This is a genomic window from Streptomyces sp. NPDC001027 (assembly GCF_040299045.1).
Classification (GTDB): Bacteria; Actinomycetota; Actinomycetes; order Streptomycetales; family Streptomycetaceae; genus Streptomyces.
This window is the reverse complement of the sequence record NZ_JBEPBI010000106.1, coordinates 1-25,464: the sequence shown is the minus strand read 5'-3', so window position 1 is coordinate 25,464 and position 25,464 is coordinate 1. Positions and strand designations below refer to the sequence as shown.

Below are 25,464 nucleotides of genomic sequence, written 5' to 3'. Positions count from 1 at the left end.
CCCGGGGGCGGCCGGGGCGCCACCGGCCCGAAGGAGTCCCTGAGGCTAGGGTGATCCCGAGACCGAGGACAGGAGCGCCCATGCCGCAGATCACCGTCGACTACTCGAGCACCATGGAACCGGCCTTCGACCGCGCCGGCTTCGCGCGGGCCCTGCACACCTCGGTGGTCGAGATCGCCGCGGCCAAGCCGGAGGCCTGCAAGACCCTGTTCCGGCCGTCCGAGTTCACCGCGTTCGGCTACGACGACCCCGAGGAGCGGGGGCACGCCGTCGTGCACGTGACGCTGGGGCTGCTCGCCGGACGCGCCGACGAGACCAAGGCGAAACTGACCGAGACCGTGCTGGAGCTGCTGCGCGCCCATGTGGCGGACGGCGGCTTCGTGCTGCACGCCTCCGCCGAGGTGCGCGACCTGGACCCGTCGTACCGCAAGTACGAGAGCTGACGCCTCAGGAGGCGAGGGCGATGAGCCGGGCGGTCAGGTCGCCGAACGGACCGTCGGCCGGCTCGTCGCCCAGCACCGGCCGCAGCAGCGTGCGCAGCTCGTCGTCGAAGGCGGCGCCGACGGCGGTGAGCGCCGCGAAGTCGTGCACGAGCTGGACCTCCAGCTCCTCACGCGGAATGCGCCGCCCGTCCAGCCAGATCAGTGCGGTCGACTCGGCGAGCGAGATCCAGGAGCGGACGATCAGTTCCAGCCGCGGCGGCGGATCGGTCACGCCCAGATGCGACAGGATCTGTTCGTAGGCGATCTGGCGGACGGAGTCGACGAGCGCGTTCGTGGTCGACGAGCCGACGGCCGGACCACCGCGCATCAGCGCCGAGAAGCCGGGGCCGTGCGCGTCGACGAAGTCGAAGAACCGGTGCATCACGCGCAGCAGCCGGGCGCCGAGCGGCCCCTCGTGCGGCTCGCTGAACCGTCCCGCCAGATCTTCCGAAGCGCGCTTCAACGCGGCCTCGTACAGGCTGAGTTTGCCGGGGAAGTAGTGGTAGACGAGGGGCCGGGAGATGCCGGCGGCCGCGGCTATCTCGTCGATGGAGACATCGTCGGGCGAGCGCTGGGCGAACAGGTCGAGGGCGACGCCGATCAGCTGCTGCCGACGCTCCTCGACACCCATTCTGCGACGGACCCCGGTAGTCATGCGCACACCTTACCGATCGAATCCGGACGCCAACCGACCGGATCCGTGCACGCGTTCCTCTTGATCCCTTACCCGTGAGTCACTGTCTCCGCGCAGGTCCGGGCGTCACCCGCCGCACCGCGCGTGCAGCGGACCGCGCTCACCGCGCCCTGCGCTCAGCGCAGTCCGCTGATCGCGCGCCCGTCCGTGAGCCTGCCCTCCAGGCCGGCCTGCGCCCCCTGCTTCGCGGGCGCCGTCAGCAGATGCCCCCGCCCGGACCCGCGCACCCCGCCCGTCGTCCGGATGGACGCGGTCTGCCGATCGCCGGCCGCGAGCAGATACCAGTGGCCGCCCTTCGACTTCCACAGCACCCCGGCCAGCACGTGCGGATCGCGCGGACCGCACGCCGGCACGTCCCCGGCCTTCGCCACCGCCGCCCCGAAGATCCCGCCCGGGGTGTGGAACTGGGCCAGCACCGTGCTCCCGTCACCGCGCCAGGTCTCGGCCCGGGTGCACACCCAGGACGCCGATCCGGTCGCGTCGGGGAGCGGCTGCCGGGTGTACGCCCACGCGTTGACCGTCCGCACGCCCTGACCGCGCGCGTCGGCCAGCGAGCAGGCGAACGGCGCCCAGGTCCGCAGCGCCTGCGCGCCGGTCGCCTCCCGGGGCGCGGCCGGGCGGCCGGCGGTGAGCCGGGCGGGGACGAGTTCGGCGAGGTCGCTGTAGAGGCGCGTGCCGTGCGCGTCGGTCAGCAGGAGGACGTTCCACGTCGTGCAGGCCCCGGCCCGGGCGGCCGGGCTGGCCAGCGGCGAGGTGACCCCGTCGGTCAGGGTCAGGCCCATCACCCCGGCGCCCGGCTTCGTCAGGTCCCGCTCGCCGGCCTTCGTGATCCAGGGGGCCGTCAGATAGCGGACATTGCCGTCGGCCCGGCCCAGCACCAGCGCGCCCGAGTCGGCGCCGGACGCGCCGTCGACGCGGGCGAAGTCGAGCGCCGCCCCGGCGGCGCCGTCCTTCGGCTCGGCGTAGCGGGCGATGCGCAGCCCGTCGTACAGGATCACCACGCGCGCGTTGTCGACCTCGCCCGCGTAGAGGAGCTGGGGCGGTCCCGCGGGGCCGCCGGAGGGGGTCTGCGGGGTGGACGAGACCTGCACGGCCGCGCCGGGCCGGGCCCAGACGGCGAGCGCGCGGCGCAGCAGGGCGCTGTCGCCGGTGAGCGGACCGCGCGCGGGCCACACGGAGAAGTCGGTGCGGGGAGAGGTCTTCCAGGCGGCGGGGGAGATCTTCACCAGCCGCCCGGGGTCGAGGGCCGCCTCGGCGGCGGGATTGCGCGCGTAGGCCGGAGCCGCCGCGCCGTCGGGCCCCCAGCCGTCGCCGGGCAGCGCGACGAGGGCGCCGCACACGGCGAGCGCGGCCACGGCGGCGAGGACCGCCCTGCCGTGCTGGCGTCGGCGCGTCAGGTCGGTGGGCCGGGCCTGCAGCGTGCAGGGGTCGAACTCGGGGGAGCCGAGCAGCGGGTACTGCGCGGCCGGGACCTCGGCGGCCTCACGCAGGGCCGCGCTCACGTCGGAGCCGTGGACGCCGGACCCGGTCAGCACCGCGCGGACGTCGCCGTCGGGCAGCTTCTCCAGTCCACGCAGGACGCAGGCGGCACGGGCCGGCCCGGACAGGTCGGCGAGCCGCTGGTCGAGGGCCAGCTCGTCGGCGCCTCCGGAGCGGGGGAAGAGGCGCAGCCCCCACACCTGGGGCAGCAGCGGCGGCAGCTGCGCGCGTTTCGGCCACGCCCACAGCCGCGCCGGCGCCTCCGCCTCCAGCGCGGCACGGACCACCTGGAGCCGGACGTAGGCGTACCCGGGGTCGCCGTCGCGGCCGGCGGACTGGGCGGGGATGACGGGAGCCGAGGCACGACGGCGCGGCAGGGCGCGCTGGACCAGGGCGTGGGCGGCCAGGACGCGCCTGCCGCGGCCGAGCGCGGGCGGCAGCACCAGATAGGCGAGCCGGACGAGACGCGGATAGTGCTCGACGAGGGCCGCCTCGGCCTGCTCGACGTCGACGGTCCGGCCGTGGGAGGACCGGGGTGCGGGGCGGGGGGCGACATCTCGTGACTGCACGTCTGCCAGAACGAGCGAGCCGGGGGATGGTCACCCCTGTGGAGCAAGGGCCGCGGACGGGGCACACCGGGTATTTTGAGCGCGCCGGGCACGGGAGCCGTATCCAGGGCGAGGCTCTTGCAGGGAGGAACAGATGAGGGTGACCCGACCGATGCTCGCCGCGGCGGCCGCGGCGGCGGCGCTGCTGCTGGCGGGATGCGCGTCCGGCGACAAGGAGGTCGCCGTTCCGAAGACGGCGACCGGCAGCCTGGAGCACATCGCAGCCGAAGTGAAGTGCACGCCGGACATGCAGACCGACGCGGACGAGATCCGCCAGGCCGTCTGCAAGAACGCCGACGGCAAGTTCATCCTGGCGACCTTCGCCACCGACCGCGGCCTGCGCGAGTGGATCAACTCGGCGAAAGACTACGGGGGCCACTACCTCGTCGGCCGCAAGTGGGTGGCCGTGGGGGAGAGCAGCACGGTGACGGCGCTGCGCACCACGCTCGGCGGCGACATCGAGGAGGGCACCGACCACGGCGCGCACAAGGAGTCCGGCGGCGCCACCCACTCCAGTCACTGAGGCCCTCCGCGCAGCGCGCGCTGCGGGGCGGGCCGGAGGCGGAGCACGCGGCGCACGCACCGCGGACGAACGGCATGCGAAAACCGGCGGTGGGAGATCCCACCGCCGGTTCTCGTATGCGTGCTAGGCCGGTGTCACTGGCACTGCTGGCCCTTGTTGATGCAGTTGGCGACCTTGTTGTTCAGCTGCGCGTTCATCACGTTGATGAAGTCGTCGTGGTCGGTGGACGGCTTGTGGAGCTGCTCCGGGAAGCCGTCGACCGCGTAGGCGTTCTTGACCTGGCCGTTCTGGATGACCGGGCGCGGAACGGCGTACACGAGACGCATGGTCAGCTGCGGGATCGCCTTGAAGCCGTTCTGGCAGTTGCCGTTGGCGTCGGCGAACGCGACGTGCGTGCGGTGGTTGGCCGAGTCGATGTTCTTGCCGTCCCAGCAGCTCTGGAAGGCGAACGTGCGGACCACGTTGCTGCCCTGGGGGCAGATCGGGTACTGCTCGGTCAGCTGGACCTTGTTCTCGAAGCCGGTGCAGCTCCAGTGCGCGTTGGCGTTGGCCAGACCGTTGGTGGTGGTCTTGGCGTCACCGGTGATGATGCGCAGGAACTGCGGCATCGCGACGACCTTGGCCTTCGGGCTGCCGACGAACTTGATCTCCGCCTGCTTGGCCTTCAGGACCTTGCCGACGTTGCCTTCCTTGCCACCGCCGTCGCGGTTCTGGTCGAACTCCTTCGTGCCGTCCTGGACACGCAGCACCGGCCAGTAGTAGGACGACTTGTCCTGCTGGTTCTGGCAGGAGGTCTGGGCGCCCGCGAACGTGTTGTTGTTGGCGAAGGCGTCGTTCGACTGGTTGCCGACGTAGTCGTGCAGGTGGTGCGCGCCGTTGGTCACGCCGGGCGCCACGATGACGTTGTCGGTGTTGAACTTGTTGTTGGCGTTGACGCCGCACCGGGTGGTGAACGTACCGGTCGAGGCCTGGCCGTTCTTTTGGGGCTTGCCCTTGACGTTCGCCTGGACCTTGGTGATGTCGACGAAGTCCGACGCCACGGGGCCGTTGCCGGCCTGGCCGCCGATGCCGCCCTGCTGACCGCCGTTGTTCTGCTGGCCGCCGTTGTTGTTGTTCTGACCGCCGTTGTTCTGCTGGCCGCCGTTGTTGTTGTTCTGACCGCCGTTGTTCTGCTGGCCGCCGTTGTTGTTGTTCTGGCCACCGTTGTTCTGCTGGCCGCCGTTGTTGTTCTGCCCGCCCTGGCCGGCGTTGGTGTTGTTCGCCGCCTGCGTGGTGCACGCCGCGAGCTGGCTCAGCGAGTTGTCGAACTGACCGCCGGCGCGCTGGATGTTGATCCGGATCCGGTCGATCGTGGCGGCCCGCTTCTCCTTGAGGGGACCGACGATCGCGTTCTGGACGAAGCCCGGGTCGCCGGCCTGGGCCTGGCGCGACGACGCGAGGCGCGTGTAGGCCTCGGTGATCTGCTTGTCGAGGTTGGCCAGCTCGTTCGCGACGCCCTGCTTGGCCCCGTTGGGCACGCTCGTCAGCTTCTGCCCCACATCCGGGCAGGAGATCGTGGCGACCTGTGCGGCCGCGTTGGCTGCCTTGGTCTGGTTCTGACCCGAGTTGTTCGACTCATGCGCCGAAGCGTAGAAGTTCGCCCAGATCAGCCCGCCCCCGCCGAGCGCTAGGGCCGCCGATGCTGCCACGGCCTTCGTGGCCATCGACGAACGGCGTTTACGTGTGTTGCGTCCCATGGAACTCCTCTGACTTCCTTGCGGGGCAGCATCGAGGCGCCCGACAGGAGTGAAGCTGAAGCTGCCCCCTCCTTTACGCGCGACGCCTCACAGGTGTTCAGCCCACTCAGAAATTCATGAGAAGCCCGTGGGGCCAAACAGCCCCAAAATCACCGTCCGACGCAGCAGTTGGCGGCCTAGCGGCCCCGGTCCAGATAGGCCAGCACCGCCAGTACCCTGCGGTTGTCGTCGTCGGAGACCTCCAGGCCCAACTTCACGAAGATGTTCGCGGTGTGTTTGGCGACGGCCCGCTCGGTCACGACCATTTTGGCGGCGATCGCCGCGTTCGACCGTCCCTGCGCCATCAGTTCGATAACCTCCCTTTCGCGCGGTGTGAGCCGGTCCACCGGGCCCTGCCCGTCGTGCGAGCGCCGGGCCAGCAGCTGCTGGATCACCTGGGGGTCCATCGCCGTCCCGCCGGCCGCCACCCGTCGTACGGCGTCCACGAACTGCTCCGCGTCGAACACCCGGTCCTTCAGCAGATAGCCGATGCCGCCGCTGCCGTCCGCGAGCAGTTCGCGCGCGTACAGCTGCTCGACGTGCTGGGAGAGGACGAGCACCGGCAGCCCGGGCCTGTCCTGGCGGGCCCGCAGCGCGCACTGCAGGCCCTCGTCGGTGTGCGTGGGCGGGAGCCGGACGTCGACCACGGCGACGTCCGGCTCCAGTTCGGCGAGGGCCCGCTCCAGCTCGGGCCCGCTCTCGACGGCGGCGGCGATCTCGAAGTCGTAGGCCTCCAGCAGCCGGACGAGACCGTCCCGCAGCAGGAAGAGGTCCTCGGCTAGGACAACACGCAAGGGATCTCCATGGTCACCATGGTGGGACCGCCGGCAGGAGAGCTGACGGCCAGGACGCCGTCGAATGTACCCAGCCGCCGTTCGAGTCCGGCCAGCCCCGTGCCCGCCCCGACGGCCGCGCCGCCCTTGCCGTTGTCGGTGACGGAGATCCGAAGACTGCCGTCGGAGTGCCGCAGGTCGACCCAGATCCGGTCGGCTCCGGAGTGCTTGACCGCGTTGGTGAGCGCCTCGCTCACCGCGAAGTAGGCCGCCGACTCCACCGGCGCCTCGGCCCGGCCCGCGAGCTCCACGCCGACCTCCGTCGCGACCGGCAGCCGCAGCGCCAACGCCCGCACGGCGTCGCCCAGTCCGCGCTCGGCGAGCACCGGCGGATGGATGCCGCGCACCAGGTCGCGCAGTTCGGAGAGCGCCTCTGCGGACGACTGACGGGCCTGCGCGAGCAGTTGCTTGGCCTTCTCGGGGTTCTTGTCGACGAGCATCTCGACGGCGCCGAGGTCCATGCCCACCGCCACCAGCCGCGCCTGGGCGCCGTCGTGCAGATCCCGTTCGATGCGCCGCAGCTCGGCGGCGGAGGCGTCCACGGCGTCCCGTCGGGTCTCGGTCAGCACCCGCACCCGTTCGGCCAGTTCGGCCTGGCTGGGGGAGAGCATCGCCTTGGTGAGGCGGAAGTGGGCCCGCAGGGCGCCCACGGCGTACCGGTGCGCGACGACGAGGACGACGGCGCCCAGCGCGGCCGCGGCGAACGCCGTCGCCTGACCGCTGACCGGCACGAAGCCGTACCAGTACGGTCCGTACGCGCCGTAGGGGCCGCCCGTCATCGTCCGCCACAGCCCGAGCGGCAGCGCGAACCCCTCCAGCGGATAGAGGACGAGGACGGCGGGCGCGAGCGCGGTGACGAAACCGGCCGTCATGTCGACCGGCAGCCACCGCAGGTCCCGCCAGGTCGCGGGGTCGCCCAGCAGCGCGAAGGTGCGCGTCCACGGGTTGGCGGTCTCGGGCGCCGGCCGGTACGCCGACGGGATGCTCACCCCGCCCCACCGCGCCGACAGCGTCCGTCGCCGGTCGGCGTAGGCGCGCACGCCCTTCACCGCGTACGGGGTGGTGACGAGGCCGACCCCGATGGGTATCAGCGCCATGGACACGAGGGAGAGGCACAGGCCCAGGACGCTCAGCGGCAGTGACACCACGGCCAGAGCGAGCCCCCGCGCGGCGGCGAGCGCCGTCCCCCGTGTCCTCGAGCCGACGTCGCCGCTCTTCGTGTGGGTGTTCATGCCGTCAGTCTGGCCGAGCCCGGAGCGCCGGGTCACTGGCAGGAGCCCCCGGTCAGGGAGTGGTGTCAGGTACACCCCCGGCGTCCGCCGGGCCCGTCGCAGCCGACGCGAGCACCTTCGCCTCCAGCTCCGGGTCGAGGCCCTTGCGGGTGCGGTCCGGACGCCGGGGCGCGACGCCGCCGATCGACGTCAGCCAGCTCCAGGTGTCGGCGACGGTCTCCGCCACGGGACGGCAGGACAGTCCCGCAGCCACCGCCCGTGAGACGTCCGCCGCGTGCAGGGCGTCGTGCATGTGGGTGCCCGGCGGCACCCACACGGGCAGTTCGGTCCACGGCTCGATGCCGGCGTCGAGGACGATCTCCGGCGCCGTCCACCGCAGTTCGGCGTCCGAGCCCGTGGCCCGTGCGCACGCCTCGAGCAGTTCGCCCATCGTGGCGTGGCCCTGCGGGCTCATCAGGTTGTACGGCCCGCTCAGCTCCTGCTCGACCGCGCCGAGGATCCATTCGGCGAGATCGCGGACGTCGACGTACTGCAGCGGCAGGTCGCGCGGACCGGGTGCGAGGACCGGGCCGCCGCGGGCGATCCGGGTCAGCCACCAGGGAAGCCGTCCGACGTTCTCGTACGGGCCGAGGATCAGCCCCGCCCGTACGAGGAGGCAGGCGTCCGCGCCGAAGGCGTCGACGACGGCCAGCTCGCCGCCGCGCTTGTCCCGGGTGTACTCGCTCTGTTCGGCGTCGGGCGCGGCCCCCTGGACGAGGGGAGCGTCCTCGCCGTAGCCGGCGGGCGGGGCCCAGGCGTACACCGAACAGCTCGACACGTACACATACCGCCGGGCGCGGCCCCGCAGCAGCCCCGCCGACTCGTGCACCGCGCGGGGCGCCGCCGACCATGTGTCCACGACGGCGTCCCAGTCGCCGTCGGTCAGGGCGGCGAGGCCCCCGGGCGCGGTGCGGTCGCCGGTCAGCGACCGGACGCCGGGAACGGGACCCTGCCGTCCCCGGTTGAGGACCGTCACCTCCCAGCCGCGTCCGAGGGCCGCCTCGACGACGGCCCGTCCCGCGAACTCCGTCCCACCCAGCACCAGAAGTCTCATGCCGGTGACTGTGCCCGGCGCGCGCCCGGAACGGAACCGCGCTCTGCCGTCGGCAGAGGCGACGGATCAGCGGGCGGTCGGCGGGGTGTACTTGTAGCCGACGCGGCGCACCGTCTGGATGGCCTGACGGTGCCGGGCGCCCAGCTTGCGGCGCAGCCGGGCGATGTGGACGTCGACCGTGCGGCCGTCGCCGACGTGGCCGTAGCCCCACACCGTGGTGACGAGCTGGTCGCGGGTGTGCACCCGGTTCGGATGGGCGACGAGGTGGGCGAGCAGCTCGAACTCCAGGTAGGTGAGGTCGAGTCGCTGCCCGTCGACCGCGGCGGTGCGCTGGACGGGATCGACGCGCACGAGCGGTTCGCCGGCCGCGCCGCCGTCGGCGTGGACCGGGTCCGGCACGGCCACCGGCAGGAACGGCGGCTGCTGGTCGGCCGGGACGAGCACCAGGTAGCCGATCATGGGCGGCCGGCCGGGCAGGCTGGGGAGCGTGTGTTGCGGGGCGGGCAGCCAGGTGGCGCCCGGCGGCAGGAAGTCCGCGACGTCCACTGCCTCGTCCCGGTCGACGGCGCGGAGCCGGTGCCGGGCGGCGCCGGCCGGGGCGGGCGGGACGGGGGAGGAAGCGGCGGGGACGAGGGAGGGAGCGGCGGAGAGGGAACGAGTGGTCGCCATGAGAGGTCAGCTCTTTCGCGCGAGGAGTTCGTCGGAAGGGACGTACGTCGTGCGCGCTGGCCGAAGGCCGGGGTGTACGGCTTTAGAGGGCCGGCGCGTTCGTCGCGCGGCAACACACCCGGTCGAAGTCGTGGTGCTGACGGGAGGGCCAGAAGGGCTCGAGGTCATGACGACCCGTCGCGGTGTGCTTCTGGAAGGTGGCCATGGGCCCATTGAAGCAGACGCCCGCCCGCAACAGGAGGGTCCTCTCACAGCTTGGACGCGTCCTCGGCGTGAACTGCGCCTCAGCCGGCTTCCGACCGGCGGTGGACGCGCGCAAGGGGCGTCCGCCGAGTCGGCGGACGCCCCTTGCGGGAGACGTCGAGGGGATGACGGGATCAGACCTGGCCGGCCTTCTCCAGCGCCGAGCAGCAGGTGTCCACGATCAGTCGGGTCACCAGGTACGGGTCGACGTTGGCGTTCGGACGGCGGTCCTCGATGTAGCCCTTGCCGTCCTTCTCGACCTGCCACGGGATGCGGACCGAGGCGCCGCGGTTGGAGACGCCGTAGGAGTACTCGTTCCACGGGGCGGTCTCGTGCAGGCCCGTCAGACGGTCGTCGATGCCGGCGCCGTAGTTCTTGACGTGGTCGAGCGGCTTGGAGCCCTCGCCGAGCGACTCGCAGGCGGTGATGATCGCGTCGTAGCCCTCGCGCATCGCCTTGGTGGAGAAGTTGGTGTGCGCGCCGGCGCCGTTCCAGTCGCCCTTGACCGGCTTGGGGTCGAGGGTGGCGGAGATGCCGAAGTCCTCGGCGGTGCGGTAGAGCAGCCAGCGGGCCACCCACAGGTGGTCGGAGACCTCCAGCGGAGAGACCGGGCCGACCTGGAACTCCCACTGGCCGGGCATGACCTCGGCGTTGATGCCGGAGATCGCGAGGCCGGCGGCGAGACAGTTGTCCAGGTGCGCCTCGACGACCTCACGGCCGAAGATCTCGTCCGCGCCGACGCCGCAGTAGTAGCCGCCCTGCGGGGCCGGGAAGCCGCCCTTGGGGAAGCCGAGCGGGTAGCCGTCCTGGAAGAACGTGTACTCCTGCTCGATGCCGAAGATCGGCTCCTGCGCGCCGAACTTCTCGGCGACCTCGGCCAGCGCGGCACGGGTGTTGGACTCGTGCGGCGTCATGTCGATGTCGAGGACCTCGCACAGGACGAGGACGTCGTCGCCGCCGCGGATCGGGTCGGGGCAGGTGAACACCGGCTTGAGGACACGGTCCGAGGAGTGGCCCTCGGCCTGGTTCGTGGAGGACCCGTCGAAGCCCCAGATCGGCAGCGTCTCGAGACCGGCGGGCTCGCCCCCGATGATCTTCGTCTTGGAACGGAGCTTCGCCGTCGGCTGGGTGCCGTCGATCCAGATGTACTCAGCCTTGAAGGTCACGGGCCACTTCCTTCGGGGGTGTGTCTGACGCACTTCGCGGGTGCTGCGGCGCTGCGGCACTGGGGCGCCGCCTGTATGCCCGGAAGCTTGTCAACAGGCGATTTCCCGGTCATTGCTCGAATGTGAACCCCGTGTTACCTGGTGGTTCTGTGGCGCGGCTCACGCGGTGAGGCGCCGACCCGTCCGTCGTCGTCGCCGACGGGAGCGGTGGCCCCGGCCGGGCGGCGTCTCGTATGCGACGGGAGTGGACGGTCCCCGCGCGGGGGAGAGGCGCTGCGGGGCGGCGTGCGCCGGTCCTGCTGCTCGTGGCCGCGAACAGCAGGACCCATGACGCGTACGAGATGACGGCCCGGGAACGGGCCGCCGTCTCACCGGGTCTCTCGGCGGCCGAGCCTCACCCCACCTTCTCGATCAAGGCCCGGCGGATCAGGAACTTGCCGGGTTCACGGACGAGTTCGAAGGCCGCGTTGTTGAGCAGCGCGCAGCTTCCCGAGACCGAGGTCACCTCGACCGTCGTGGACTTGTTGTTGTCCAGGTTGGTGACCTTCAGCTTGGTCCCCGCCGGGAACTGGTTGCTCGACGCGGCCGGCGCGCCGCCCTCCCCGGAGAGAGTGACCGTGGAGCCGTTGCAGACCTGCTGACCGGAGGCTGCGCCGTTTCCTGCGTTGCCGTTGCCGCCGGCGTTGCTCGCGGGGGCGGAGGCCGCCTGCGAGGGCTGGGCCGCCTGGGCGCCACCGGCCTGCGCGCCTCCGGTCTGGGCGCCGCCCGTCTGGGAGTCCTGAGCCGACTCCCCGACGGCGCACCCGGACGCCTTCTGCTGCACCTTGATCTGCGCGATGACGGCCTCGCGGTTGGTGATGCGGGCCTGGGACTGGGCGTCCGGAGCCGCCCGCTGGCCGTCGATGAACTTCTGGTTGTTGCCGAGGGCGGTGGCGAGGCCCTGACACACCGTCGAGTTCGCGGCGGACAGCGGCTTCGCGGTCTGCGGGGTCTGGGCGGCGTTCGAGGTGTTCGCCATGGCGAACGCACCGCCGCCCGCGACCGCCGCCGCGCTGACGAGCAGCGCGATCTTCTTCTTCGTGCCGACAGTTCTCCTGCGCGACATGCGCGCCTCCTGAGAGATAGGGGAGCGTACGCCGCTATGTACGAGATACCGAACGAGGTTGCTCAGCGGCCATCGGAGTCAGTCGGAGTGGCGTGCGTCACACGCCGCTACCGGGACAGCGCGTCGCGGACTGCCTCGTCCGTCCGGGCCACCACGGCGGTGCCGTCGTCCGCGGTGATGATCGGACGCTGGATGAGCTTCGGGTGCGCGGCGAGGGCCGTGATCCAGCGCCCCCGCGTCTGCGCGTCCCGCGCCCAGTCCTTCAGGCCCAGCTCCTTGGCCGCGGCCTCCTGGGTGCGGGTGATGTCCCACGGCTCCAGGCCGAGGCGTTCCAGCACCGCCCTGATCTCGTCCTCGGTCGGGACGTCCTCCAGGTAGCGGCGGACGGTGTAGTCGGCGCCCTCGGCGTCGAGGAGGGTGAGGGCGCTGCGGCACTTGGAACACGCGGGGTTGATCCAGATCTCCATGCCGGTCACGGTAGCCCGGAATCCGTCTGCGGGAGCGAGCCGGCCCGCGTCGTCGCCCCACAGGTGTCGCCGGCCCTCCTGCCGCCGCGGCTGTTCGAATTTCTCGCGGTCTCGCCCGCCTCGTCCGAACCTGCTGTGACATGCCGTAAAACCCATGCCCACCTGGACTTTTGACGGACCGTTCGCCCTTCGCGATGTCAGTGCCAGGCGGTAAACTGTAAGCAGTGTTCGAGGGTTCGCCGGAGATTCCGGGCCGAGCCCCGACCGCGACAGGAGGATGCCTGTGCCCGCTGCCGCACTGAAGCCGAAGCCGCTTGCGACCCAGTCCACCGCGAAGCGTCCCGTCCAGCTCGACCTGCCCTACGGGCCGGTGCTGAAGCGGGCGTTGCCGCCCGGGCGGCCGCGCGAGTGGTACGTCATGCACAACCGTCGCCTCAAGGCCATGCGCCTCGCCATCGCCCTGCTCGACCTGGGCGTGTATATGCCGAACCAGGCCCACAACGAGCGGATCCGCAGCACGGCGGAGCTGATCGGTCTGCACCCGCCGTCGGACACGACCTGCCACATGGTGCGGGCGCTGCTGCGGTACAGCCGTTGAGCCGGGCGCCGGGCGCCGTCACGCGGGACGACGCCCGGCGCTGCCGCACCGACACGCGCCGGCCCGGTGGGGGGTGACACCCGTACCCGGGCCGCTGGGGGGCCTGTGCCCGGTCGGTGGGAGGCCGCCGCGACGGTCAGCTCACCAGTTCCTTCTCCAGCGGGGTCCGGAATCTCGGCGTCACCCGGGTCGGGCCGAGCCACGATCCCAGCGCCGCCGCACGCGAGGCGATCGCCGCCTCGGCCTCGCTCCCCACGCCGTGCGGGTCCAGGATCCGCCACACGATCTCACCGTCGGCCCGCTGCGCCCACCCGCCCACCACCCGGCCGTTCCACCACACCGTCGGTCCCACGTTCCCGCTGTAGTCGAACAGGGCGGGGCGCAGCTCCGGGGCCAGGTACCAGTCCCGGCCCTGCCAGCCCATCGTCGTCGGATCGAGGCCGGGCAGCAGGGCCGCCCACGGCTCCGACGGCCCCGGCGCGGCCTCCACGTCGTCGCCGAGGACATACCCGGCGCCCTCGTCCAGCGCCACCGCGCGCGCCCCGATCGCCGTCAGGGCGCGGCGCACCTCCGTCACCCGCCAGCCCGTCCACCACTTCAGATCGGCCTCCGTGGCCGGGCCGCACGCGGCGAGCCACTGCCGCAGCAGCTCCGACTGGGCCTCGGCGACGGGCAGTTCGGGATGCAGCGGAGCGAGGGCCCAGCGGAACTGGTTCGACGTCCACGAGCCCAGCGGGCGCCCCCTGACCACCTTGCCCTCCACCCCCAGCACCTTCAGCAGCCGCGTCCCCACGCTGTGTCGGCCCTCGTAGGGCTTGCCCGCCGCGTACACGAACCGCTCCCGCATCCGCGGCTCCTCGGCGGCCAGCTCCGCCGACGTGGCCTGCCCGAGGCGGGCCAGGCCGGCCAGCGCGGACTCCTCGACCTCCGTCAGCCAGGCCGGGTCGGGGGCGCCGGCCTTCGCCATGTCCTTCAGCAGCGTGGCCCGCTCCCGCGCGGCGACCGCGATGCCGGTCGAGGCGTGCACGACCCCCGTCGACCCCGCCCGGAACACGAAGACCGTGTGCCGCATGCCGTGCATGCGCACGAGGGTGCGGTCGGCGTACAGCGCGCGGTCGGTCTGCGTCACCGTCTCCGCCGGGTCGGCCAGACGGGCGCCCACCGTCAGGAACACCGTCGCCGGGTCCGAGGCGTGCAGGGCGACCAGGGCGTCGGCCACCGCCTCCGGCGTCGCGACCCGTGCCGCGGGGGCCAGCCGGTGCCGCAGGGCCAGCCTCGCCCGCCGCTCCGCCACGTCGATGTGCCGCAGTCCGTCGCCCATCCCCGCCTCCAACCCCCGTGGACCCGCCGCCCGGAGCCCCTGTCCCCATCCTCTCCGACACCACTGACAACGGGCTGCCGCAGCGCATGGCGTCCGGCCGGGCGTGAACTCCCCGCGGCCCAACCGCTCATGCCGTGGTCCCCGTACGAAAAGGAGATGCACGGTGAGTGACGGATTCCGTACGCTGAGGATGTGGCGCCGCCCTCATCGCCACACTCCGTCACCATCCCCGCCCAGGAAGGAGGCACACCATGGGCACCGTCGTCCTCACCGGGGCCGTCGTCCTGGTGGTCCTGGGATTCGGCCACCCGCTCTACTGGCTCGTCGCCGTCGCCGTGCTCTTCCTGTACGTGCGGTACGGGCTCGGGGCGTCCGCTTCGACCCCGTCGTCCGCGCCCGGTCCGGCCCCTGGCTCGGCCGCCGCGCCCACCTCGTACAAGGCGTACCGCGAGCGCCGCGACCTGCAGGCCAAGTGGGAACGCCGCTACCGCCGCGAACGCCCCTTGAGGCACCGCCGTGACGAGAGCGGCAAGTAGGGCCGCCGGAGAAAGCCGCCCGAGCACCGCTGGAGACCGCCGGGGACCCGCCGGACAGCCTCTACAGGCCGGGGGCTCCCCACACGGGGAACCAGCGGCTCAGGTCCTGCTCGATCCGCAGGTCGTTCGCCAGGGCGGCCTTCACCTGCAACTCCAGTGCGTTGTCGCGCCGCTGCCCCACGCCGGGCAGCGGCGCGAACGGGAAGTAGGCGCCCCGCTTGTACAGGTACACCAGCGCCAGCCGCTGCCCGTCCGCGGCCCCGGGACCCGCCCCCGGCTCCGCCGCCTTCTCGAACCCGGCGAGGGAGCAGAGCAGTTGCGGCCCGAAGCCGTTGACCTCCATCGCGCTGTTCACCGCGTGCAGATCGTTGACCAGCAGCGCCAGCTGGTCGGGGGCGCGCCGGGAGACCAGCCAGGAGTACCCGTAGTCGTCCCGCAGCAGCCGTACCGGAGGGCCGGTGCGCTCGGTGTCGGCGTCGAGGAGCGCCTGCACCTCGCGGTGGGTCTGCTCGAAGGCCGAGCCCTCGACGGTCGCGAAACACACGGCGCCCTGCCCGGTCGGGGTGAACCCGGCGGCCGCCTCCAGCGTCACCGCCGCCGAGGGCAGCGCGAACAGCTGATCGAGATCGGGTGCGACCGGTTTCGTCCGGCCGAGGAGGATGTCCAGCAGGCCCATGCGCCTCAGCCCGCCTTTCCGGGCATGGCCGCCTCGCCCAGCTCCGCGGAGATCCGGCCCAGCTGGTCGAGCCGCTGCTCCAGGCTCGGGTGGGTGGAGAACAGCCTTGCCACACCGGGCTCCGTGCCCAGCGCCGGAGTGAAGTAGAAGGCGTTGAACGCCTGGGCCGTCCGCAGGTCCTTCGTCGGGATCCGGGCGATGTCGCCGGAGACCTTCGTCAGCGCGGAGGCGAGCGCCGAGGGACGGCCGGTCAGCTGCGCCGCCGCCCGGTCCGCCGCGAGCTCCCGGTACCGCGACAGAGCCCGGATCATGAGGAAGCTGAGCGCGTACACGGCCGCCGAGACGCCCATCACCGCGGCGAACACGGCCGCGGTGTTCTGGTCCCTGCGCCCGCCGCCGAACACCTGCGAGTAGAACGCGAACCGCACGATCAGTCCGGCGATCACCCCGAGGAACGACGCGACGGTGATCACGGCGACGTCCTTGTGCGCCACATGCGACAGCTCGTGCGCGAGGACGCCCTCCAGCTCGGCCGGCTCCAGCCGCCGCAGCAGGCCCGTCGTCACGCACACCACCGCGTGCTCGGGACTGCGCCCCGTCGCGAACGCGTTCGGCATGCCCAGCCCGGAGACGGCGACCACCGGCTTGGGCAGATCGGCGATCGCGCACAGCCGGTCGATCACGGCGTGCAGCTCGGGATACTCCTCCCGCTCCACGACCCGCCCGCGCATCGCGAACAGGGCGACCCGGTCGGAGAACCAGTACTGCGCGCCGAGCATCCCCGCCGCCACGACCACGACCAGCACCCAGGACTTCAGCAACACGATCAACGCGGCGACGAACGCCACGTACAACAGCCCGAGCAGGAACAACGTGACCGTCATCCGCACGGTCAGCCGCCGATCGCTCCGGAAACGACTCCGCATCTGCATCACCCCGCAGTCAGGCACTCGCCCCACTGCCAGTGTGCACCGGCCCACCCCCATGAACGGCCCCGTAACGGCCCCAGGCGGAGCAAAACCTCCCCCCGGCCCCACGGGCCGGCGTCCGCCACGCACCGCACGGCCGTCTCAGAGCTCCGCAGCCCGCGCCGCCCGCCCGCGCAGCGCGCTGTCCGGATCGTCGCGCAGGGCGAGCAGCGCGACAGGTCGGCGGGCAGGGGAGCGCGCAGCTCCCACCGGGTGCGGCCGTACCAGTCCGCCAGCCGCACTCCGTGATCCAGCGCGAGCCAGGCCCGCGGGTCGGCGGCGGTCACCGCGTCCGCCAGGCGCGCGCCCGCCGCGAGCCGGAGGGCGACCGCCTCCCCGCCGCACACGTCGTCGGCCGTGTGGCGCATCAGTAGGGAGCCCGGAAGCGCAGGTATCCCAGCAGCAGGATCACGCCGATCACGCAGGCCAGGACGAGCGTCGTCGACAGCCAGGACGAGCGGTGGCGCGCCGCCGGGCCGGGGTCGGCGCGGAACGGCACCGGCTCCGGGGGGTTCTCCTTCCACCGGGCTGCCAGCATCCGGGCCCGTGCCGAGGGCTCCTTGTGCGGCGCGGCGTCCGCCCACCTGAGGTCGAACTCGCGCTCGGTGTCGTCCTGTTCGGGCATGCCCCCAACTCCCCCCGTCGAACAGCAGTGCCAGAAACCATACGACGACGCCCCCGCCCGGAAAAACCGGAACGGGGTCGGGGCGTCGCGGTCGACCCTTCCGACGGGCCAGGGCCGGCCGGCCGCGCGTCCGTCGCATGGAGATCGTGTGACGTCGGTGGAGAGCGAGGATTCGGTGTGACGGCCCGCCCGTAATGCCACCGCCCGGAAGGCGATTTCAGGCCGTTGAAGGGCTGTGAATCGGCCACGCCTTGACCCTCGCAGCGTCCTCGTTGAAGATCTTTCGTGGCCCTCGACGGCGGGGGTGGAAATGGGGGAAAAATGAAGAGTTTTGGAAAGTCGGTATTCTTCGGCATTTCGGGCGCCGTGCTTGCGGTCTCCGCTCTTGCCACGCCTGCGGTGGCCGACGCCCCGCAGGGCGGAACCGGCGCCGCTGCCGTGGCCGAGGCCACCGACGGCCTCGTCATCGGGCAGCCTGTCGTCCACAAGAGGGGTGACGGCGTCAGCCCGCCCGCGGAACTGGGCAACCCCTCCGAGTGGGGCGTCGTAAAGCTGGAAATCAACGACTCGGCCGCAAAGCTGAAAAGTCCGGCCGCGCTGAATGAGAACACCTGCAAGGACGTGACTCATGGCCGGTGGTGCTATGGGCAGGAGGTCACGTCGGGTGGCACCGGAAGGAAGTGCTACTCCAACTACAGCGCGGACGTGAAGCACAAGTCCACGGTCAGGGTCATCAACATCGACCATTCAAGTGGCTGGGTGGCGAAGGGCAAGGTCTCCTACGCCCACCACACCCAAGGTGCGGCATACACCTGCTACGCGTATTACGACAATGCGTGAATTCGCCCGCGGTGACGAGGGCTGACCTCCCTCGATCGAGTTGTCTGCGGTCGCTCTGGTAAGCCAGTGAGTCCGAAACGGGCCGTCGGCCGTGCCCTTCCGGAGAGGAAGGACACGGCCGACGGCCCACTCACGTCCCAGGGGAGCGGGAACCCGCTCCGACCTGGGGCGATATCACACGTCGAAGTAGAGCTCGAACTCGTGCGGGTGCGGGCGCAGCTGCAGCGGGGCGATCTCGTTCGTGCGCTTGTAGTCGATCCACGTCTCGATCAGGTCGGACGTGAAGACGTCGCCGGCGAGCAGGAACTCGTGGTCCGACTCGAGGCGGTCGAGGACGGCCGGGAGCGAGGTCGGGACCTGCGCGACGCCCGCGTGCTCCTCGGGAGCCAGCTCGTAGAGGTCCTTGTCGATCGGCTCGGCCGGCTCGATCTTGTTCTTGATGCCGTCCAGGCCCGCGAGGAGCAGCGCCGAGAAGGCGAGGTACGGGTTGCCGGAGGAGTCGGGCGCGCGGAACTCGACGCGCTTGGCCTTCGGGTTGGAGCCCGTGATCGGGATGCGCATGGCCGCGGAGCGGTTGCGCTGCGAGTACACCAGGTTGACCGGGGCCTCGAAGCCCGGCACCAGACGGTGGTAGGAGTTCACCGTCGGGTTGGTGAAGGCCAGCAGCGACGGTGCGTGCTTGAGGATGCCGCCGATGTAGTAGCGGGCCATGTCCGACAGACCCGCGTAGCCGGTCTCGTCGTAGAACAGCGGGGAGCCGCCGCTCCACAGCGACTGGTGGACGTGCATGCCCGAGCCGTTGTCGCCGAAGATCGGCTTCGGCATGAAGGTCGCGGTCTTGCCGTTGCGCCAGGCGACGTTCTTCACGATGTACTTGAAGAGCTGCAGGTCGTCGGCCGCGGCGAGCAGCGTGTTGAACTTGTAGTTGATCTCGGCCTGGCCGGCGGTGCCCACCTCGTGGTGCTGGCGCTCGACCTGGAGGCCGGACGCGGCCAGCTCCAGGGAGATCTCCGCGCGCAGGTCGGCGAAGTGGTCGACCGGCGGGGTCGGGAAGTAACCGCCCTTGTAACGGACCTTGTAACCGCGGTTGTCCTCGAGCGCACCGGTGTTCCAGGCGCCGGCCTCGGAGTCGATGTGGTAGAAGGACTCGTTCTCCGAGGTCTTGAAGCGCACGCTGTCGAAGACGTAGAACTCGGCCTCGGGACCGAAGTAGGCGGTGTCGGCGATACCGGTCGACGCCAGGTAGGCCTCGGCCTTCTTCGCCACGTTGCGCGGGTCACGGGAGTACTGCTCGCCCGTGATCGGGTCGTGGATGAAGAAGTTGATGTTGAGCGTCTTGTCGCGGCGGAAGGGGTCCACGCGCGCGGTCGACAGGTCGGCGCGCAGCGCCATGTCGGACTCGTGGATGGCCTGGAAGCCGCGGATCGACGAACCGTCGAAGGCGAGCTCCTCGTCCGGGTCGAACGCCTCGACGGGCAGCGAGAAGTGCTGCATGACGCCCGGCAGGTCGCAGAAGCGGACGTCGACGAACTTGACGTCCTCGTCCGCGATGAACTTCTTGGCCTCGTCGGCGTTCTGGAACATCCAGCTCCTCCTACTCCCGGCCGTCGAGCCGGGGTGGTAGTTCGTTCGTGCTGCCAGTGCGGTGGCACACGCTGTCGTCGACCCTAGGGACGGGTGATTTCTCGGGCGTGACCCATTTGTTTCGCACAAGTTAACCGGACCTGGCCCGGTCCACCCCACCTGTCCGCATCACGAAACGCTGGCAGTACCGTGGACGCGTGGACAACAGGCAAGCACTCGGATCGTGGCTCTCCGGACCCCGCTCGGCCATGGAGGACGCCGGCGCCGACTTCGGATACCGGGGCGAGCAGCTCGGTCTGCCGGAGGAGGGTCCGGGGTCGATCGCGCGTCCCGGCCGGCGGCTCGGCGCGCTGGCCCTGGACTGGGGGCTCAGCCTCCTGATCGCATACAGCTTGATCACGGACGGCTATCGGCCGCCCGCCACGGGCAACTGGGCGCTGCTCGTCTTCTTCGTGATGAGCGCCCTGACGGTCGGCACGGTCGGCTTCACCCCGGGCAAGCGCCTCTTCGGCCTGCGCGTGGTCTCCGTCGACACCGGCGCCGTCAGCCCGCTGCGTTCCGTGGCGCGCACGGTCCTGCTCTGCCTGGCCGTGCCTGCGCTGGTCTGGGACCGCGACGGCCGCGGTCTGCACGACCGGCTGGCCCGCACGGTCGAGGTCCGCCTCTGAGTCGTCGCCCACCCGCGGCGGCACAGCACACGAAAGCGGCACGCGGCACAGCACACGAAAGCGGCACAGCACGCGAAGCCGTGCGCGGCGCGGCACACGAGTGAAGCGGTACGAGGCACGCGTGAAGAGGTACGCGGCACGCGAGTGAAGCGGCACGAGGAAGGGGCGCCCGGATCATCCGGGCGCCCCTTCCTCGTATGTCGTGCGGGCGCGGGGCCGGCGCGGCTCAGCGGGCCTTGCCGCCGCCGCCCTTCGGCAGCCGCATGCCCTTGGGCATCGGGCCCTTCGGCAGCGGCATGTTGCTCATCAGGTCGCCCATCGCGCGCAGCCGGTCGTTGGTGGCGGTGACCTGCGGGCCGGCCAGCACGCGGGGGTACTTCAGCAGGGTGGTGCGCAGCTTCTTCAGCTCCACCTGGCCCTCGCCGACGCCGACGATCACGTCGTGCACGGGGACGTCCGCGACGATGCGGTTCATCTTCTTCTTCTCGGCGGCCAGGAGGCTCTTCACCCGGTTCGGGTTGCCCTCGGCGACCAGGACGATGCCGGCCTTGCCGACGGCCCGGTGCACCACGTCCTGGCTGCGGTTCATCGCGACGGCGGGGGTGGTCGTCCAGCCCCGGCCGATGTTGTCGAGGACGGCCGCGGCGGCGCCCGGCTGGCCCTCCATCTGCCCGAATGCGGCCCGCTCGGCCCGGCGTCCGAACACGATGGCCGTCGCCAGGAAGGCGAGCAGGAAGCCCAGGATGCCCAGGTAGACCGGGTGGCCGAGCAGGAAGCCGATCGCGAGAAAGACGCCGAAGGTGAGGAGGAAGACGCCCGCGAGCACCAGGCCGATCGTCTTGTCGGCCTTGCGGGTCATCTTGTACGTCAGGGCGATCTGCTTCAGTCGCCCGGTGTTAGCGGCGTCCGCCGCGCTGTCACTTCTCGCCATGCCACGAAGTCTACGTGCCCCCACGAGCGCCTACGACGGCAGGAGGCGGGTGCGTGGGCGCAGGGACCGCGGGCAGGAGCTCAGGAGCGGACGGAGGTGACCGACGTGACGGTGTCGAGGATGCGCTGCGCCTCGACGCGGTCCTTGGCGCGACGGCGGTCCTCCAGCACGGAGGTCCAGGCGTTGCGACGGGCGGTGCGCTGTCCGCTGCTCATGAGCAGCGACTCGACGGCGCGCAGTGCGGTGGTGAAGGACGGGATGGCGGTGGCGCTAACGGGCGCGGCCTGCATGGCGGAGGTCCCCCTCGTACGGCTCGGACTCGGGTCTACGTGGTGTGATACCAGCGTTACTGATTGGTGTTACCAGGGCGTGACCGGCCGGTCAAACGCGAATGAAGCCTCGGTGCAGGGGGCCGAACCGCTGACGCGGCCCCGGCGTACGCCCTCATCTGCGAGGACGGCCGGGACCGCGTCATATCGGTCACTACTGGTGAGTAGGCTCTTGTGCGCGAATTCACACACTCGGCTTGCGCCCGTACGGCGCAAGAGAGGTGACGTCGCGTCAGACCGCCTGGGTGGCGATGAAGGAACCGCGCTTCTCGACGGCCATCTGGTAAAGGCGTCCGGCACGGTAGGAGGACCGTACCAGCGGACCCGACATCACGCCGGAGAAGCCGATCTGGTCGGCCTCCTCCTTCAGCTCCACGAACTCGTGCGGCTTGACCCACCGCTCGACGGGATGGTGGCGCACCGAGGGCCGCAGGTACTGCGTGATGGTGACCAGCTCGCAGCCCGCGTCGTGCAGCTGCCGCAGCGCCTCGCTCACCTCCTCGCGGGTCTCGCCCATGCCGAGGATCAGGTTCGACTTGGTGACCAGCCCGTGGTCGCGGGCCGCCGTGATGACGCCCAGCGAACGCTCGTAACGGAAGCCCGGACGGATCCGCTTGAAGATCCGCGGGACGGTCTCGACGTTGTGCGCGAAGACCTCGGGCCGCGCGGAGAAGACCTCCGCCAGCTGCTCGGGGACGGCGTTGAAGTCGGGCGCGAGCAGCTCGACCTTGGTGCGCCCGGCCTCCCGCTCGGCGGTCTGCAGATGGATCTGCCGCACGGTCTCGGCGTAGAGCCACGCCCCGCCGTCCGCCAGGTCGTCGCGCGCGACGCCGGTGATGGTGGCGTAGTTCAGGTCCATGGTGACGACGGACTCGCCCACGCGCCGCGGCTCGTCGCGGTCCAGCGCCTCGGGCTTGCCGGTGTCGATCTGGCAGAAGTCGCAGCGCCGGGTGCACTGGTCGCCGCCGATGAGGAAGGTGGCCTCGCGGTCCTCCCAGCACTCGTAGATGTTGGGACAGCCGGCTTCCTGGCACACGGTGTGCAGGCCCTCGCTCTTCACGAGGTTCTGCATCTTCGTGTATTCGGGACCCATTTTCGCCCGGGTCTTGATCCACTCGGGCTTGCGCTCGATGGGGGTCTGGCTGTTACGGACCTCCAGGCGCAGCATCTTGCGTCCGTCGGGTGCGACTGCGGACACGTCGGCTCCCTGCCTGTCTGGGTAGACTTTCGATTCTTCGGCGTACACCAGGGTACGCCCGTGCTTTTCGAGCCCCGCCGGGCCCCGTGGGGTCAGGCGGTCGCCTTCTCGATCTCGCGCGGTTTCGGCTCGGCGTTCTCCAGGACGTCCCTCAGGTGCCGCTCGGCCACGGGCAGCACCTCCTCGATCGTCACGTCCCGGCCCAGTTCGCCGGCGAGCGAGGCGACGCCCGCGTCCCGGATGCCGCACGGGATGATCCGGTCGAACCACTTGTTGTCCGGGTTCACGTTGAGCGCGAAGCCGTGCATGGTGACGCCCTTGGCGACCCGGATGCCGATCGCCGCGATCTTCCGGTCCTCGCGCCGCTGGCCGGCGTTGGACGGGGCGTACTCCGGACCGTTCAGCCGGGGGTCGAACTCCTCGTCGGTGAGCCGGGGGTCGAAGTCCAGCGAGAGGCCGCCGAGCGGCGGGCGCCGCTCCACCGGGTCGCCCAGCACCCACACCCCGCTGCGGCCCTCGACCCGGGTGGTCTCCAGGCCGAACTCGGCGCAGACGCGGATCAGCGCGTCCTCGAGGCGGCGTACGTGCGCGACCACGTCCACCGGACGCGGCAGCTTCAGGATCGGGTAGCCCACCAGCTGGCCCGGGCCGTGCCAGGTGATCTTGCCGCCGCGGTCGACGTCGACGACCGGCGTGCCGTCCAGGGGGCGCTCGGCGTCGGCCGTGCGCCGGCCGGCCGTGTAGACGGCGGGGTGCTCCAGGAGCAGGACGGTGTCCGGGAGCTCGTCGGCGAAGCGCGCCGCGTGCACGCGGCGTTGCTCGTCCCACGCCTCCTGGTACTCGACGGCGTCCCCGCCGAACCCCATCCGGACGAACCGCAACTCGCTCACGGCAAGCGCCTCCCTGAAAGTCGTCAGGCGCGTGACGCGCCCAAGCCACTGTACGACCGCCCGCCACCCGTCAGCCGCACGGGCAATCCTCACACGATCGGATGAATGAACCTCGAGATGTGCGATCGCCTGCTTACGCTCCGCTACATTCGCGCCGTTCGCGAGGCCAAAAGGGCTGATCACACGCATCAGCGCACTTCATCCGGGCACGTCGGAGGCCCGGAAGGCAGGAGACCGCACCGCAGATGACGGAACGACCCGCGCAGCGCACGCCCAACCGTCAGCTCGCCGCGCTCATCGCAGAAGCGGGATTCTCCAACGCGGGACTGGCCCGTCGCGTCGATCAGCTCGGCCTCGAGCACGGGCTGGACCTGAGATACGACAAGACGTCCGTCACCAGGTGGCTGCGCGGGCAGCAGCCCCGCGGCACCACCCCCGCCCTGATCGCCGAGGTCTTCACCCGGCGTCTGGGCCGCCGCCTGACCGCCCAGGACCTCGGCCTGGACGCCTGCGCCCCCGTCTACGCGGGACTGGAGTTCGCCGGCACGCCCGAGGAGGCCGTCGACATCGTCGGCGGGCTGTGGCGCAAGGACTCCGGCAGCCATGCCGAGCTGCGCAAGATCGCCTTCACCCCGGCGGGGCTCGTCGTGCCGAGCCGCGACTGGCTGATCGGGCGGGCCGACGAGAAGGTCGCCCGCAGCGAGCCGATCGCCCGGGTGCCCGTGCAGGGCCGCCCGGTCGCGCGGCCCACCGCACCGCAGCAGCCCTCCCCGCGCCCCTCCCAGCAGCTCTCCCCGCCCCTCTCGGCGCCGCTGGGATCGCCGCATTCGCCGCCGCATTCGTCACCGCGGACCCCGGCGGGGGCCATCCCGCCGGAGCCCGGACCGTCCGCCGTGCCGCGCCGACGCGGGCAGGGCGCCGAGCGCGGCCCCGGCCAGCGGGTCACCGGCGGCGACATCTCCGCGCTGCGCTCGGTCGGCGAGCTCTTCCGCTCCCTCGACGACCGGTACGGCGGCGGCCACGCCCGGCAGGCCCTCGTGCGCTACCTGGAGCACGAGTGCGAGCCCATGCTGCGCGGCACGTACGGCGAGCAGACCGGCCGGCGGCTCTTCGGCGCCGCCGCCGACCTGACCCGCCTCGCCGGCTGGACCTCCTTCGACATCGCCGCGCACGGCCTGGCCCAGCGCTACTTCGTGCAGGCCCTGCGCCTCTCGCAGGTGGCGGGGGACCGCGCCTACGGCTCCTTCGTCCTCGTCACCATGAGCCGCCAGGCCGTCTACCTCGGCCACGGTCGGGAGGCGGTGCAGTTGGCGCGGGTGGCCCAGCAGGGCGTGGGCTCGGGGGCCCCGCCCGTCGTGCAGGCGCTGCTGCACGCGGCGGAGGCGCGCGGACACGCGGTGCTGGGCGAGGTGCGCGCCTCCACCGCGGCCCTCGTGCGGGCCGAGCGGGCGCTGGAGGCGGCCAAGTCGGGTGACGAGACGCCGTACTGGGCGCGCTTCTTCGACGAGGCGCAGCTGGCCGACGAGTTCGGGCACTGCCATCGCGACCTGCAGCAGTTCCGGGCGGCCGCCCAGCACGCCGAACGCTCCCTGCAGTTGCGTCCGGCCGCCCACGCCCGCAGCCGGCTGTTCTGCCGTGTCGTCCTCGCCTCCGCCCGCCTCGGCCTCGGCGAACTCGACCAGGCCTGCCAGTTGGCCGCGGAGGCGGCCGGGCAGGCGGCGGAGATGCGGTCGGTCCGGGCGCTGGAGTATGTCCGGGACTTCGAGCGTCGGCTGGAGCCGTACAAGGACGCCACTCCGGCGCGCACCTACCGCGACAAGGTGGCGGCCCTGGGCTGACCACCCCCGGGGGGGGGCGCCCCCCCCCCCCCCCCCCCCCCCCCCCCAGCGGCGCCCTGACCCCCAACACCCGCCCCGCCGGGCGCAGGGGGC

The 25,464-nt window shown here is 71.7% G+C and carries 27 protein-coding genes; 7 read left to right on the top strand and 20 right to left on the bottom strand.

Going from position 1 to position 25,464, the window contains the following annotated elements; translation table 11 throughout:
* Positions 1–80 precede the first annotated feature (80 nt).
* Positions 81–443, top strand: coding sequence for a 5-carboxymethyl-2-hydroxymuconate Delta-isomerase (locus ABT300_RS25730; RefSeq protein ID WP_351680012.1), 363 nt, complete (start codon positions 81–83; stop codon positions 441–443).
* Between the two features lie 4 nt (positions 444–447).
* Here the strand turns inward: ABT300_RS25730 and ABT300_RS25725 are convergent, their stop codons facing one another.
* Together ABT300_RS25725 and ABT300_RS25720 are read right to left on the bottom strand one after the other, a co-directional pair.
* Positions 448–1,137 carry a TetR/AcrR family transcriptional regulator gene (locus ABT300_RS25725; RefSeq protein WP_351680011.1) on the bottom strand — a complete coding sequence of 230 codons (690 nt, stop codon included), beginning with the start codon at positions 1,135–1,137 and terminating at the stop codon, positions 448–450.
* A 155-nt stretch (positions 1,138–1,292) separates the two neighbouring features.
* Positions 1,293–3,224 (bottom strand): hypothetical protein, encoded by a 1,932-nt coding sequence (locus ABT300_RS25720; RefSeq protein ID WP_351680008.1) that lies wholly within the window; start codon positions 3,222–3,224, stop codon positions 1,293–1,295.
* A gap of 133 nt (positions 3,225–3,357) precedes the next feature.
* On the opposite strand from ABT300_RS25720, the gene ABT300_RS25715 reads away from it, so the two are divergent.
* Entirely contained in the window at positions 3,358–3,786 is a 429-nt protein-coding gene (locus ABT300_RS25715; RefSeq protein WP_351680006.1) for a hypothetical protein, read from the top strand.
* Positions 3,787–3,920: 134 nt separating this feature from the next.
* Here the strand turns inward: ABT300_RS25715 and ABT300_RS25710 are convergent, their stop codons facing one another.
* The 9 genes from ABT300_RS25710 to ABT300_RS25670 form a co-directional block, all read right to left on the bottom strand.
* On the bottom strand, positions 3,921–5,522 hold the full coding sequence (locus ABT300_RS25710; protein ID WP_351680003.1) for a DUF1996 domain-containing protein: 1,602 nt from the start codon (positions 5,520–5,522) through the stop codon (positions 3,921–3,923).
* A 176-nt stretch (positions 5,523–5,698) separates the two neighbouring features.
* Positions 5,699–6,355: a LuxR C-terminal-related transcriptional regulator gene (locus ABT300_RS25705; protein WP_351680001.1), complete on the bottom strand. Its 657-nt coding sequence runs from the start codon at positions 6,353–6,355 to the stop codon at positions 5,699–5,701.
* Complete coding sequence (locus ABT300_RS25700; protein ID WP_351679998.1) at positions 6,340–7,626, bottom strand: sensor histidine kinase; 1,287 nt, start codon at positions 7,624–7,626, stop codon at positions 6,340–6,342. Before ABT300_RS25700 ends, ABT300_RS25705 begins: the two co-directional genes overlap by 16 nt.
* A gap of 52 nt (positions 7,627–7,678) precedes the next feature.
* Positions 7,679–8,719, bottom strand: coding sequence for an NAD-dependent epimerase/dehydratase family protein (locus ABT300_RS25695; RefSeq protein WP_351679996.1), 1,041 nt, complete (start codon positions 8,717–8,719; stop codon positions 7,679–7,681).
* A gap of 66 nt (positions 8,720–8,785) precedes the next feature.
* Complete coding sequence (locus tag ABT300_RS25690) at positions 8,786–9,388, bottom strand: winged helix-turn-helix domain-containing protein (protein ID WP_351679994.1); 603 nt, start codon at positions 9,386–9,388, stop codon at positions 8,786–8,788.
* An 82-nt stretch (positions 9,389–9,470) separates the two neighbouring features.
* Positions 9,471–9,593 carry a hypothetical protein gene (locus ABT300_RS25685; protein WP_266728206.1) on the bottom strand — a complete coding sequence of 41 codons (123 nt, stop codon included), beginning with the start codon at positions 9,591–9,593 and terminating at the stop codon, positions 9,471–9,473.
* Positions 9,594–9,765: 172 nt separating this feature from the next.
* Positions 9,766–10,797, bottom strand: coding sequence for a glutamine synthetase (glnII, locus tag ABT300_RS25680; RefSeq protein ID WP_351679990.1), 1,032 nt, complete (start codon positions 10,795–10,797; stop codon positions 9,766–9,768).
* Between the two features lie 394 nt (positions 10,798–11,191).
* Positions 11,192–11,902 carry an SCO2207 family protein gene (locus tag ABT300_RS25675; RefSeq protein WP_351679987.1) on the bottom strand — a complete coding sequence of 237 codons (711 nt, stop codon included), beginning with the start codon at positions 11,900–11,902 and terminating at the stop codon, positions 11,192–11,194.
* Between the two features lie 107 nt (positions 11,903–12,009).
* Positions 12,010–12,369 (bottom strand): arsenate reductase family protein, encoded by a 360-nt coding sequence (locus ABT300_RS25670; protein ID WP_351679985.1) that lies wholly within the window; start codon positions 12,367–12,369, stop codon positions 12,010–12,012.
* A 283-nt stretch (positions 12,370–12,652) separates the two neighbouring features.
* Here ABT300_RS25670 and ABT300_RS25665 point away from each other — a divergent pair, with 283 nt between their 5' ends.
* Entirely contained in the window at positions 12,653–12,967 is a 315-nt protein-coding gene (locus ABT300_RS25665) for a hypothetical protein (protein WP_351679982.1), read from the top strand.
* A 136-nt stretch (positions 12,968–13,103) separates the two neighbouring features.
* On the opposite strand, the gene ABT300_RS25660 is transcribed toward ABT300_RS25665, so the two are convergent.
* Entirely contained in the window at positions 13,104–14,288 is a 1,185-nt protein-coding gene (locus ABT300_RS25660; protein ID WP_351679979.1) for a winged helix DNA-binding domain-containing protein, read from the bottom strand.
* Between the two features lie 251 nt (positions 14,289–14,539).
* Here ABT300_RS25660 and ABT300_RS25655 point away from each other — a divergent pair, with 251 nt between their 5' ends.
* Positions 14,540–14,824, top strand: coding sequence for a hypothetical protein (locus tag ABT300_RS25655; RefSeq protein WP_351679976.1), 285 nt, complete (start codon positions 14,540–14,542; stop codon positions 14,822–14,824).
* Between the two features lie 61 nt (positions 14,825–14,885).
* Here ABT300_RS25655 and pspAB read toward each other — a convergent pair whose 3' ends face one another.
* From pspAB to ABT300_RS25640, 3 genes are all read right to left on the bottom strand, one after another.
* Positions 14,886–15,500 carry a PspA-associated protein PspAB gene (gene pspAB, locus ABT300_RS25650; RefSeq protein WP_351679973.1) on the bottom strand — a complete coding sequence of 205 codons (615 nt, stop codon included), beginning with the start codon at positions 15,498–15,500 and terminating at the stop codon, positions 14,886–14,888.
* Between the two features lie 5 nt (positions 15,501–15,505).
* Positions 15,506–16,426 carry a zinc metalloprotease HtpX gene (htpX, locus tag ABT300_RS25645; RefSeq protein WP_351679970.1) on the bottom strand — a complete coding sequence of 307 codons (921 nt, stop codon included), beginning with the start codon at positions 16,424–16,426 and terminating at the stop codon, positions 15,506–15,508.
* Between the two features lie 409 nt (positions 16,427–16,835).
* Positions 16,836–17,093, bottom strand: a complete 258-nt coding sequence (locus ABT300_RS25640; RefSeq protein ID WP_351679967.1) for an SCO2583/SCO2584 N-terminal domain-containing protein — start codon at positions 17,091–17,093, stop codon at positions 16,836–16,838.
* Between the two features lie 285 nt (positions 17,094–17,378).
* On the opposite strand from ABT300_RS25640, the gene ABT300_RS25635 reads away from it, so the two are divergent.
* Positions 17,379–17,933, top strand: coding sequence for a lactococcin 972 family bacteriocin (locus ABT300_RS25635; RefSeq protein ID WP_351679964.1), 555 nt, complete (start codon positions 17,379–17,381; stop codon positions 17,931–17,933).
* Between the two features lie 174 nt (positions 17,934–18,107).
* Here the strand turns inward: ABT300_RS25635 and glnA are convergent, their stop codons facing one another.
* On the bottom strand, positions 18,108–19,517 hold the full coding sequence (gene glnA / locus ABT300_RS25630) for a type I glutamate--ammonia ligase (protein WP_319282022.1): 1,410 nt from the start codon (positions 19,515–19,517) through the stop codon (positions 18,108–18,110).
* A gap of 197 nt (positions 19,518–19,714) precedes the next feature.
* Between glnA and ABT300_RS25625 the strand changes: the two genes are divergently transcribed.
* The gene (locus ABT300_RS25625; RefSeq protein WP_351679961.1) at positions 19,715–20,185 is read left to right on the top strand and encodes an RDD family protein; all 471 of its coding nucleotides are present in this window, start codon (positions 19,715–19,717) and stop codon (positions 20,183–20,185) included.
* Positions 20,186–20,411: 226 nt separating this feature from the next.
* On the opposite strand, the gene ABT300_RS25620 is transcribed toward ABT300_RS25625, so the two are convergent.
* From ABT300_RS25620 to lipB, 4 genes are all read right to left on the bottom strand, one after another.
* Positions 20,412–21,116, bottom strand: coding sequence for a DUF4191 domain-containing protein (locus ABT300_RS25620; RefSeq protein WP_351679958.1), 705 nt, complete (start codon positions 21,114–21,116; stop codon positions 20,412–20,414).
* An 80-nt stretch (positions 21,117–21,196) separates the two neighbouring features.
* On the bottom strand, positions 21,197–21,406 hold the full coding sequence (locus tag ABT300_RS25615; RefSeq protein WP_319282015.1) for an SCO2195 family GlnR-regulated protein: 210 nt from the start codon (positions 21,404–21,406) through the stop codon (positions 21,197–21,199).
* Positions 21,407–21,677: 271 nt separating this feature from the next.
* Positions 21,678–22,643 (bottom strand): lipoyl synthase, encoded by a 966-nt coding sequence (gene lipA / locus ABT300_RS25610; protein WP_319171038.1) that lies wholly within the window; start codon positions 22,641–22,643, stop codon positions 21,678–21,680.
* A gap of 92 nt (positions 22,644–22,735) precedes the next feature.
* The gene (lipB, locus tag ABT300_RS25605) at positions 22,736–23,533 is read right to left on the bottom strand and encodes a lipoyl(octanoyl) transferase LipB (RefSeq protein WP_351679953.1); all 798 of its coding nucleotides are present in this window, start codon (positions 23,531–23,533) and stop codon (positions 22,736–22,738) included.
* Between the two features lie 245 nt (positions 23,534–23,778).
* On the opposite strand from lipB, the gene ABT300_RS25600 reads away from it, so the two are divergent.
* The gene (locus tag ABT300_RS25600) at positions 23,779–25,371 is read left to right on the top strand and encodes an NsdA family TPR-like regulatory protein (RefSeq protein WP_351679950.1); all 1,593 of its coding nucleotides are present in this window, start codon (positions 23,779–23,781) and stop codon (positions 25,369–25,371) included.
* Positions 25,372–25,464 lie beyond the last annotated feature (93 nt).